This window comes from uncultured Shewanella sp., from assembly GCF_947491715.1.
Classification (GTDB): domain Bacteria; phylum Pseudomonadota; class Gammaproteobacteria; order Enterobacterales; family Shewanellaceae; genus Shewanella.
In genome coordinates this window covers 1-10,902 of sequence record NZ_CANLKR010000007.1, presented here as the reverse complement: position 1 = coordinate 10,902, position 10,902 = coordinate 1, and the positions used below count along the sequence as shown (strand labels likewise).

The window sequence follows — 10,902 nt, the reverse complement described above, 5'->3', positions numbered from 1 at the left end:
ATGAGTAGTAAAGAACAGAAATCTTCACAGTTAAGAAGCATGATCCCTGAAATGCGACGGGTAAAGCATATTTATTTCGTGGGCATTGGTGGCGCGGGTATGGGAGGCATTGCCGAGGTCTTAGTAAATGAAGGTTATCGATTGAGTGGCTCAGATATTGCTAAGAATCCTGTTACAACCCGACTGGAGTCGCTGGGTGTGACAGTACATATAGGCCATGCGGCCAATCAAGTTGAAGGCGCAGATGTTGTGGTGGTTTCCACGGCAATCGATATGGAGAACCCTGAAATTATTGCGGCTAAAGCGTTAAGGATCCCTATTGTAAGGCGAGCAGAAATGTTAGCTGAGTTAATGCGTTATCGACATGGTGTTGCAGTTGCAGGCACACATGGAAAAACAACAACGACCAGTTTAATTGCCAGTGTTTATGCTCAGGCTCAGCGTGATCCTACTTTTGTAATAGGAGGACTACTCAATAGTGCCGGCACTAATGCGCGATTAGGCAGTAGTCGCTATCTTATTGCTGAAGCAGATGAGAGCGATGCGAGCTTTTTACATCTTCAACCTATGGTGAGTGTGATCACTAATATAGAAGCCGATCATATGGACACTTATGACGGAGATGTTGAAAAGTTGAAAAGTACATTCGTTGACTTTGTTCATAATTTACCTTTTTACGGTGTGGTTGTGGCGTGTATCGATGATCCTATCGTGCGAGATCTCTTACCTAGGTTTGGTCGTAAAGTGGTGACTTATGGGTTTAGTGAAGATGCTGATGTGCAGGGGATCAACTTCACCCAGCAAGGTTATCAAAGCCAGTTCACAGTCCGTAGACAAGGGTATAATGATGTCCCTTTGAGTGTTAATTTACCCGGCCAGCACAATGTGCTTAATGCATTAGCAGCCATTGCTGTTGCTTGTGAAGATGATATAGAAGATGGTGCTATTCAAAAGGCATTGATTGATTTTCAAGGCATTGGTCGACGCTTTGAGCAAGTGGGTGAGTTTAAGACTGATAAGGGATTGATTAAGTTAGTAGATGACTATGGCCATCACCCTAGTGAGGTTGCTGCAACGATTAAAGCGGCAAAAATGGGCTGGCCTGAAAAAAGAGTCGTCATGATTTATCAGCCTCATAGATTTAGTCGAACTCGTGATTTATATGAAGACTTTGTGGATGTTTTATCTCAAGTAGACTGCTTATTGTTACTTGATGTGTATGGTGCAGGAGAGGCACCCATTGCGGGGGCTGATAGTCGATCTTTATGTCGTTCTATCCGCCAACGAGGGCAACTGGAACCCATTTTTATTTCAGATAAAGCCATGTTAGAAACCTTGTTACCTGAGATATTGAATGATGGGGACCTGTTGTTAACACAAGGCGCGGGCAATATCGGTGCGATATCCCGTGATTTAGCCCAGATATTGTCTGTTTCAGTTAAATCGATGCAGAATCATTATTGATGATTCGACTGATAGTTGATAGCACCGTTGATAAATCGTCCTTTGATTCATTCTTAAGGGACTATATAATAAGCGGTTTTATACTTGCACAGTGAAAAAGGATTATTTTCAGTGTCGTGGATAAATAAGAAGCAAGCATTAGGTCAATGTGTAAAACAAGTCAATTGGTACTTCACGTTTGGTGTGATTTTCCTTTTTACTGTTTTAGTGGGGCTAGGTGTTGCGGCGGTAAAATTAAATACCGTTATTCATGATGCAGGTGCTTTACCTATCGAAGCGGTGGCGATTAAAGGTAAGAGGCATTTTACCAGTGATAAGGAGATCCAAACAGCTTTGGAGAATTTAATGCAGCGTAGTTTTTTTTCAGCTGATGTGAATCAGGTTCAAGCTGCATTAGAAGCCTTACCTTGGGTTTATCGAGCATCGGTTAGACGAGAATGGCCTTCAAAATTAAAGGTGTACCTTGTTGAACAGCAAGCGGTTGCTCATTGGAATGAGACGGCTTGGCTTAATATTCAAGGGGATGTGTTTGAGGCTCCTAAAAAAGAGGAAATGAAAACATTACCTCAATTAACTGGCCCAAATGATGAAGCTAAAGAAGTATTAGAGACCTATAGACAAGTGAGTAAGCTGTTAAGTATTAACGGTTTTACCTTAACAGGTTTGACTTTGACCCCAAGGCATGCTTGGCATGCCACTTTAGGTAACGGCATTAAACTAGAATTGGGGCGAGAAGATAAAATGGCAAGAATACAACGATTTATTAATGTATTTCCAAAGTTAGCTAAGCAAGTTAAACAGGTAGCCACTGTTGATTTACGCTACGACACAGGATTGGCCGTGGGTTGGGAAGATGCACATAAGAGAGCTGTGAATTAATGACCAAAAATCAAGATAGAAATCTGATCGTTGGATTAGACATAGGGACATCTAAGGTCGCAGTTATTATCGGCGAAGTATTGCCGGATGGCGAAATAAGCATTGTGGGTCTAGGAAGTCACGTTTCTAGAGGAATGGACAAAGGAGGAGTAAACGATCTTGACTCTATTGTGCGCAGTGTACAAAGAGCATTAGATCAAGCCGAATTAATGGCCGATTGCCAGGTATCTTCTGTCTATTTGGGGATTTCAGGTAAGCATATTGAATGCCAAAATGAAAATGGCATGGTATCGATTAATGACGAAGAAGTGACGCAAGATGATGTCGACAATGTGATCCATACTGCACGTTCGGTCAAAATTCCCACAGAAAGGCGCATCTTGCATGTCCTGCCTCAAGAATACGCTATTGATGTACAAGATGGGATCAGGAGTCCTATTGGTATGTCAGGTATGAGAATGGAAGCCAAAGTGCATATTGTCACCTGTGCGAATGATATGGCGAAAAACATCATTAAAAGCGTCGAACGCTGTGGTTTGAAAGTGGATGATTTGGTTTTTACCGCGATAGCTTCGGCTGATGCGGTATTAACGGATGATGAAAAAGATTTAGGTGTTTGTTTGGTTGATATGGGCGGTGGGACAACGGACATTGCCGTTTACACTAATGGCGCTCTGCGTCATTGCGCAGTCGTTCCTGTTGCGGGGAATCAAGTCACCAATGATATTGCTAAAATATTTAGAACACCTTTATCTCATGCTGAACAAATTAAAGTTAAACATGCAAGTGCAAGAAGTTCCATGGTGAGTCGAGAAGACAGCATTGAAGTCCCTTCAGTGGGAGGACGTCCTTCACGCAGTATGTCGAGACATACCTTAGCAGAAGTAGTGGAGCCGAGATACCAAGAGCTGTTTGAATTGGTATTAACACAGTTACGAGACTCAGGCCTAGAAGATCAGGTCGCTGCGGGGATCGTGTTAACAGGAGGGACGGCATCAATAGAAGGGGCGGTAGACATTGCAGAAGCGACTTTCGGTATGCCGGTGCGAATGGCTCAGCCATTACCGGTGAAAGGCTTATATGAATATGTTGATGACCCTATCTATTCAACTGGAGTTGGTTTGTTGCATTATGGCGCACGTCGGATTATCGAACGTCAGTTTGAGCGTCCAGAACGCCAAGGGGTTTCCAGTTTTTGGGTTCGAATCCAAAGCTGGTTTAAAGGTGAGTTTTAGTTTTTAACGCATGCATAACGGAGAGAAGGCCATGTTTGAGATCATGGACAGTCATACAGACGAAGCGGTGATTAAGGTCATCGGCGTTGGTGGTGGCGGTGGTAATGCCGTAGAACATATGGTGAAACACAACATCGAAGGTGTTGAGTTTGTTGCAACAAATACGGATGCGCAAGCATTACGTAAATCGGCGGCGAGTACGACAATTCAATTGGGGCGTGATGTCACAAAAGGGTTGGGTGCAGGGGCAAACCCTGAGATTGGACGTTTAGCTGCAGAAGAAGATAAAGAGAGTATTCGTAATGCAATTAAAGGATCGGATATGATCTTTATTGCTGCGGGTATGGGTGGTGGTACTGGAACAGGAGCTGCCCCCGTCGTGGCGGAAGTTGCTCGTGAAGAAGGTATATTAACGGTTGCTGTGGTCACTAAGCCTTTTCCTTTTGAAGGGAAAAAGCGCATGGGATTTGCTGAACTGGGTATTGAGCAACTTGCTAAACATGTTGATTCTCTTATCACAATCCCAAATGAAAAGTTACTTAAAGTGTTAGGCCGTGGCACGTCATTATTAGATGCATTTGCTGCAGCAAATAATGTGCTTTTAGGTGCAGTGCAAGGTATTGCGGAGCTGATCACGCGGCCTGGTCTCATTAACGTCGATTTCGCCGATGTGAAAACGGTCATGTCAGAAATGGGCAATGCAATGATGGGAACCGGTGTTGCGAGTGGCGAAGATAGAGCCGAAGAAGCGGCTGAAGCAGCGGTGGCGAGTCCTTTACTGGAAGATATTGATTTAGCGGGTGCACGTGGTGTGCTGGTCAATATTACGGCTGGTATGGACATGAGCATTGAAGAATTTGAGACTGTGGGTAACCATGTTAAGGCTTACGCTTCTGATAATGCGACTGTTGTTGTGGGTGCGGTCATTGATCCTGAAATGAGTGATGAATTACGTGTAACGGTTGTTGCGACGGGTATTGGGGCAGAGAAAAAGCCTGATATTCAACTGGTGACTAAGCCTACACCTCGTCCTGAGCCAGCGCCAGCCACAGAACAGCCTCGTACAGAAAGTTTTGTTGCTGAAGATATGATAACGCCGAGTATTCCTCAAGGTAATGCAGCACCTGTACCGCAACAGCAAGTTGTCGTACCGACACCAGAGAAGAAAAATGAGTTAGATTATCTCGATATTCCAGCTTTTTTGCGTAAGCAAGCTGACTAAAAAGTTGTAACTGGCTGAAGTTAACTGGAATAAATGTCGCCTATAAAGGCGGGAGTTGCTGTGGCTACTTATTTTGGTTAATTGGTAAAGTTATGCTAGAATCATTCGCCGAGTCTATTAGACTCAGTTGGGCTATTTTTGTGTTTTGTGCATGCTTTTGTGGCGAAATGACAGGTATTTAAATGATTTTTCAAAGAACAGTCAAAGAAATGGTAAAAACCACTGGTGTCGGATTACATTCTGGCAACAAGGTCACTTTGATCATCAGGCCTGCCCCGATCAATACAGGGATAGTGCTTGTTCGCACAGATTTAACGCCAGCGGTTGAGATTCCAGCCATAGCTGATCAGGTTCGTGAAACGACAATGTGCACTGCATTAGTGAATGACGATGGTGTTCGTATTTCAACAATTGAACATTTATTTGCAGCACTTGCTGGCCTTGGTGTTGATAACGCCATTATTGAGGTTGATGCCCCCGAAATTCCGATTATGGATGGCAGTGCGAGTCCTTTTGTTTTCTTATTGCAATCTGTGGGGATTGCAGAGCAAAGTGCAGCTAAGAAATATATTAAAATCACTAAACCTATTCGTGTAGAAGATGGCGATAAGTGGGCAGAACTAAAGCCTTTTCAAGGTTTTAGGGTGAACTTTGCCATTGATTTTAATCATCCTGAAATAGCACGTAGTCAGCAACACGTTACAATGGATTTTTCCTCGGCTGCTTTTATTAAAGAAATTAGTCGAGCTAGAACTTTTGGTTTTATGCGCGATATTGAATATTTAAGAGCCAATAATCTAGCGCTGGGTGGCAGCATGGAAAATGCCGTGGTGCTAGATGAGTATCGCGTATTAAACCCAGATGGTCTGCGTTATGATGATGAGTTTGTTAAACATAAGATTTTAGATGCATTTGGTGATTTATACGTTGCAGGGCATGCCATAGTTGGTGAGTTTAGTGCTTATAAAACAGGTCATGCATTAAATAATCAACTTGTTAGAGCCATGCTTGCGCAGCAAGAAGCTTGGGAAATTGTGAGCTTTGAAGAAGCAGATGCTCCCGTTAACTTCACGGTACCCGCCGGAGCCGTTTTCGCTTAACAATTAAATTTAAGATTGCCTTGAACGGCTGGCTAATGCAGCCAGCCGTTTTAGTTTCTGAGCGAGTGAACCGTCCGTTTGATCGGCAATGGCTTCAATATGTGATGCAGCAGTATGGCTTATATGTCTATTTCTTGATGCGATTGGTGAAGCTTGAGAGTGCAGCCTTGGGTTGACTTTGACTTCAATAGCAGTAAGCATAGGCAACATTTCTGCTTGTAATTGTTGTAATATTTGTATTTTTTGAAAATTAATTCTAGCAGCCCAGGCTGAAGTACTTGTTTCAATAACTAGTGTGCCTTGACGTAAGTTCGCGACTTGTAAATGTTTTGCAACTGGGCCTTTAAGTACACATTTTACATGATGATTTAGATGCAATAGGAGTTCTGCTTTTTCAGCTAATTGCGGCATGCCGCCTTGTTGATGAAGCAGTTGGCTAAGATCCAGAGGGAGCTTTTTCATATGATAATAAAATGGCTTGGTTAAGTTATGAGTGTAACAGTTTTTATTCAAAGTCGAAATGGTGCTAAACGTTGGCAACCAGGAAAGCGTTGGTTGTTATTACCTGCTCTCTTGATTGCGGCGGGCATTGGCATTTATGAGCATAATGAACAGCAACTTCATCAGCAACAAGTGAATGTTGATGGTGAGAAAGCCGCACGACAAGAACAACAAAAAGAATTAGTCGAACTCAAAAATGCGACGGCTTCTCAATTATCTATGTTGGCGACACATGTTGCTCGTATGCAAGCTAAATTAACTCGCTTAGAAGCGTTAGGGCAACAAGTTGCGCAGACAAATAAATTGGATGATCAGTTTGATTTTTCTGATGAAGTGGGTGTGGGAGGATTAAGTGATATTGGCGCTAATATCGAAATAGAGCAGTTGCTTGCAGATATGGACAGTTTAGTTTCTCGTATTGATAAGAATAATGTTCAGCTTTCTTTACTTGAAACTGTATCATCGAATCTCCATATAGATAAAGAGCGTTATATTTCAGGTCGACCAATTACTAAAGGTTGGTTATCATCTCATTTTGGGTTTCGAAATGATCCCTTTAATGGGCGAAGAGCGTTTCATAAAGGAATTGATTTTGCCGGTAAGGATGGATCCGAGGTTGTCTCAACCGGTGGTGGTGTTGTCACATGGGCAGGTCCGCGGTTTGGCTATGGAGAATTAGTTGAGATAGATCATGGTAATGGTTTACGCACTCGATACGGTCATAATAAAGCGTTACTTGTTCATGTTGGTGATGTTGTCGCGAAAGGCGAGGATATAGCTGTAATGGGGAGTACCGGTCGTTCAACTGGGCCCCATGTGCATTATGAAGTGCTACGTGATGGAAAACAAATCGACCCAAAAACATTTGTTTATCGCAAAGCGGGTTAATCATATTAATAGGCTTTCAGACTCGCAAAGGGACTTGGCCAACAACATAATAAGTGGTTCAGATGTTTGGTAAATTACTGACAAAAATATTTGGTAGTCGAAACGAGCGTACGCTCAAAGGGTTCAAAAAAATTGCTGCGCAAGTGAATGAGTTAGAAGAAGCGTATCAAAAACTCAGTGATGCAGAATTAAAGGCGAAAACGGTTTCTTTTCGTGAGCGCTTAGACAAAGGCGAAAGTTTAGAAAGTATTATGCCTGAAGCGTTTGCTGTCGTACGTGAAGCCTCTGTACGTGTGTTTGAAATGCGTCATTTCGATGTTCAGCTTATTGGTGGCATGATCTTAAACAGTAATCGCATTGCAGAAATGCGCACAGGTGAAGGTAAAACACTGACGGCAACATTGCCCGCCTATCTTAATGGCTTAACGGGTAAAGGTGTTCATGTTATTACCGTGAATGACTATCTTGCTGCACGTGATGCTGAATTCAATCGTCCTTTATTTGAGTTTTTAGGGTTAAGTGTCGGTGTTAATGTGGCGGGGTTAGCTCAAGCGGAAAAGAAAGCCGCTTATGATGCTGATATTACTTACGGTACCAATAACGAATTTGGTTTTGATTATTTACGTGACAACATGGCTTTTTCGCCTGCGGAACGTGTTCAGCGCCCATTGCATTATGCATTAATCGATGAAGTGGATTCCATTTTAATTGATGAAGCCCGTACCCCACTTATTATTTCGGGTGCTGCCGAAGATAGCTCAGAGCTTTATATTAAGATTAATACCTTAATTCCTAACCTTATTCGTCAAGATAAAGAAGACAGTGATGAATATACGGGAACGGGTGATTACTCTATTGATGAAAAAGCCAAGCAAGTTCATATGACTGAGCGCGGTCAAGAAAAAGTCGAGTTATTACTCACTGAGCGAGGCATGTTAGCAGAAGGTGATTCGCTTTATTCTGCAACGAATATTTCTTTACTTCATCATGTTAATGCTGCTCTACGTGCACATACACTTTTTGAAAAAGATGTCGACTATATTGTTCAAGATGATGAAGTCATCATTGTCGATGAACATACTGGCAGAACCATGCCCGGTCGTCGTTGGTCTGAAGGTCTACATCAAGCGGTTGAGGCGAAAGAAAACGCTAAAATCCAAAATGAAAACCAAACACTGGCATCAATTACCTTTCAAAACTTCTTCCGCCAATATGAAAAACTTGCCGGGATGACGGGTACTGCAGATACTGAAGCGTTCGAGTTCCAACATATTTATAGTTTAGACACGGTTGTTGTCCCAACGAATAAGCCGATGGTACGTGCGGATAAACCTGATTTAGTTTATTTAACCGCTGCTGAAAAATACACGGCTATTATTGATGATATTCGCGATTGCCGCGAAAGAGGTCAGCCTGTGTTGGTGGGTACGGTATCCATTGAACAATCTGAATTGCTCCATAGCTTAATGAAGAAAGAAAAAATTCCTCATGAAGTGTTAAATGCTAAATTCCATGAACGTGAGGCAGATATTGTTGCTCAAGCGGGCCGTAAAGGTGCTGTAACGATTGCAACCAATATGGCGGGTCGAGGAACGGATATTGTGCTGGGCGGCAATTGGAATATGGAAATTGATGCCCTTAATGATCCAAGTAACGAGCAAAAAGCCAAAGTGAAAGCCGATTGGCAAATACGTCACGATGAAGTGGTGACTTTAGGTGGACTGCATATTCTAGGCACAGAACGTCACGAATCACGTCGTATTGATAATCAGTTACGGGGTCGTTCGGGTCGTCAAGGGGATGCGGGTTCCTCGCGTTTCTATCTTTCTATGGAAGATAGTTTGATGCGTATTTTCGCTTCAGATCGTGTTTCTTCAATGATGAAGAAATTAGGCATGGAGGAAGGGGAGGCTATCGAACATCCTTGGGTATCTCGTGCCATTGAAAATGCACAACGTAAAGTTGAAGCGAGAAACTTCGATATCCGTAAGCAATTACTCGAGTTTGATGACGTTGCTAATGATCAACGCCAAGTGGTGTATAACCAACGTAATGCGTTAATGGATGCTGAGAGTATTCAAGATACTATTACTAATATTCAAGGTGATGTTGTTAATGACATCGTTGATCAATATATTCCACCGCAATCTGTCGAAGAGTTATGGGATGTTGCGGGTCTTGAAAAGCGTTTAGATCATGAATATGGTTTATCATTACCTGTCCAAGAATGGTTAGATAAAGAAGATGACCTTCATGAAGAGACATTACGTGAGCGTATTGCCGATTCTTGGGTAAAAGCTTACAAAGACAAAGAAGAAATGGTGGGTGAGCAAGTATTACGTCAATTTGAAAAGGCGGTAATGCTACAAACACTGGATGGTTTGTGGAAAGAGCATTTGTCAGCCATGGATCATTTACGTCAAGGTATTCATTTACGGGGTTATGCACAAAAGAACCCTAAACAAGAATATAAGCGTGAATCTTTTCAGTTATTCCAAGATATGCTGGAATCATTAAAACAAGATGTGATTGCTATTTTATCTAAAGTACAAGTGCAGGCCCAATCAGATGTCGAAGAAATGGAAGCACAGCGCAGGCAAGAAGAGGCTAAAATTCAACGTGACTACCAACATGCGGCTGCGGATGCGCTAGTAGGTAGTAATGAAGCTGAAGCCGATGCTGCTCATACACCTATTGTGCGCTCGGGAGATAAAGTGGGTCGTAATGATCCTTGTCCTTGTGGCTCTGGACGTAAATATAAGCAGTGTCATGGAAAGCTAACTTAAGTTATCACGGGTTAAGTGGGTTTATATTGAATAAATGAAAAGTCAATCTCTATGAGGTTGGCTTTTTTGATCTTTGTAATAGATTAAAAGTGAGAAAGTTAGTGGGGATTGCTTATCTATCGATTGAATTTCAATACTTGCTGATAAAAACCACATGGAACACGTTTTTTGTGGATAACTTAGGGGGTAAATAGTGGGGAAGTTGTGCTTAATAAATAAAGTGAAAATAAATGCCTTTTTTCTTTAAAAAGCCCTTGTGCTTATCCAAAATCTCCCTATAATGCGCACCCACTGACACGGCAAAGCAGCTTCCTAGAGAGATAGGAAACAGCAGCGGTGACAATCGTTTCAAGTAGTTAATGTGGCTCGATGAGATAAGAAATTAATCATTGAAAAACTTCTTAAAAAAACACTTGACGCACACGAGGAAATGCGTAGAATACGCCTCCTCAAGCCAGCGACCTAACGTCTACGGCGATACCTGAAAAATCGGTATCACGTCCGCTCTTTATATAAAGAGTAGCTACTTGCTAGGACATGTTCTTTAAAAAGTTGACAAGCAAATCTGTGTGGACACTCACAGGTGTTGAGTTATTCGAAATTGCTTTCTTTCTTCTTACTTTCGAGTAAAGAGATTGAACGCAATCAAAAATATCTTAATGAATTCTCTAACTAGAGAAAGTGAGTGACCATAGCAATATGTAAATTACTTTAATTAGTAAACAGAATTCATTGAGCAGGTCTTCGGACCAACAAAACTTTAATTGAAGAGTTTGATCATGGCTCAGATTGAACGCTGGCGGCAGGCCTAACACATGCAAGTCGAG

The 10,902-nt window shown here is 42.2% G+C and carries 7 protein-coding genes, 1 rRNA gene and 1 pseudogene; 8 read left to right on the top strand and 1 reads right to left on the bottom strand.

The features are described from left to right. From murC to lpxC, 5 genes and pseudogenes are all read left to right on the top strand, one after another. Positions 1–1,464: a UDP-N-acetylmuramate--L-alanine ligase gene (gene murC, locus Q0779_RS07515; protein WP_298771176.1), complete on the top strand. Its 1,464-nt coding sequence runs from the start codon at positions 1–3 to the stop codon at positions 1,462–1,464. Between the two features lie 111 nt (positions 1,465–1,575). Continuing rightward, a pseudogene (locus Q0779_RS07510) lies at positions 1,576–2,338 on the top strand (cell division protein FtsQ/DivIB). 4 nt (positions 2,339–2,342) lie between these two features. Then, positions 2,343–3,578, top strand: a complete 1,236-nt coding sequence (gene ftsA / locus Q0779_RS07505) for a cell division protein FtsA (RefSeq protein ID WP_298771172.1) — start codon at positions 2,343–2,345, stop codon at positions 3,576–3,578. A 31-nt stretch (positions 3,579–3,609) separates the two neighbouring features. After that, the gene (gene ftsZ, locus Q0779_RS07500) at positions 3,610–4,800 is read left to right on the top strand and encodes a cell division protein FtsZ (RefSeq protein ID WP_298771170.1); all 1,191 of its coding nucleotides are present in this window, start codon (positions 3,610–3,612) and stop codon (positions 4,798–4,800) included. Positions 4,801–4,982: 182 nt separating this feature from the next. Beyond that, complete coding sequence (lpxC, locus tag Q0779_RS07495; protein ID WP_298771168.1) at positions 4,983–5,900, top strand: UDP-3-O-acyl-N-acetylglucosamine deacetylase; 918 nt, start codon at positions 4,983–4,985, stop codon at positions 5,898–5,900. A gap of 9 nt (positions 5,901–5,909) precedes the next feature. On the opposite strand, the gene Q0779_RS07490 is transcribed toward lpxC, so the two are convergent. Further along, positions 5,910–6,362 carry a DUF721 domain-containing protein gene (locus Q0779_RS07490; protein ID WP_298771166.1) on the bottom strand — a complete coding sequence of 151 codons (453 nt, stop codon included), beginning with the start codon at positions 6,360–6,362 and terminating at the stop codon, positions 5,910–5,912. Positions 6,363–6,389: 27 nt separating this feature from the next. Here Q0779_RS07490 and Q0779_RS07485 point away from each other — a divergent pair, with 27 nt between their 5' ends. From Q0779_RS07485 to Q0779_RS07475, 3 genes are all read left to right on the top strand, one after another. Beyond that, positions 6,390–7,289 carry a peptidoglycan DD-metalloendopeptidase family protein gene (locus Q0779_RS07485; protein WP_298771164.1) on the top strand — a complete coding sequence of 300 codons (900 nt, stop codon included), beginning with the start codon at positions 6,390–6,392 and terminating at the stop codon, positions 7,287–7,289. A gap of 62 nt (positions 7,290–7,351) precedes the next feature. Then, positions 7,352–10,075 (top strand): preprotein translocase subunit SecA, encoded by a 2,724-nt coding sequence (gene secA / locus Q0779_RS07480; RefSeq protein WP_298771162.1) that lies wholly within the window; start codon positions 7,352–7,354, stop codon positions 10,073–10,075. A gap of 761 nt (positions 10,076–10,836) precedes the next feature. Beyond that, a 16S ribosomal RNA gene (locus tag Q0779_RS07475) occupies positions 10,837–10,902 on the top strand; the annotation flags it as partial.

Coding starts and splice junctions, on each gene's coding strand:
- murC (WP_298771176.1), top strand. CDS start 1: ATGAGTAGTAAAGAACAGAAATCTTCACAGTTAAGAAGCATGATCCCT.
- ftsA (WP_298771172.1), top strand. CDS start 2,343: ATGACCAAAAATCAAGATAGAAATCTGATCGTTGGATTAGACATAGGG.
- ftsZ (WP_298771170.1), top strand. CDS start 3,610: ATGTTTGAGATCATGGACAGTCATACAGACGAAGCGGTGATTAAGGTC.
- lpxC (WP_298771168.1), top strand. CDS start 4,983: ATGATTTTTCAAAGAACAGTCAAAGAAATGGTAAAAACCACTGGTGTC.
- Q0779_RS07490 (WP_298771166.1), bottom strand. CDS start 6,362: ATGAAAAAGCTCCCTCTGGATCTTAGCCAACTGCTTCATCAACAAGGC.
- Q0779_RS07485 (WP_298771164.1), top strand. CDS start 6,390: ATGAGTGTAACAGTTTTTATTCAAAGTCGAAATGGTGCTAAACGTTGG.
- secA (WP_298771162.1), top strand. CDS start 7,352: ATGTTTGGTAAATTACTGACAAAAATATTTGGTAGTCGAAACGAGCGT.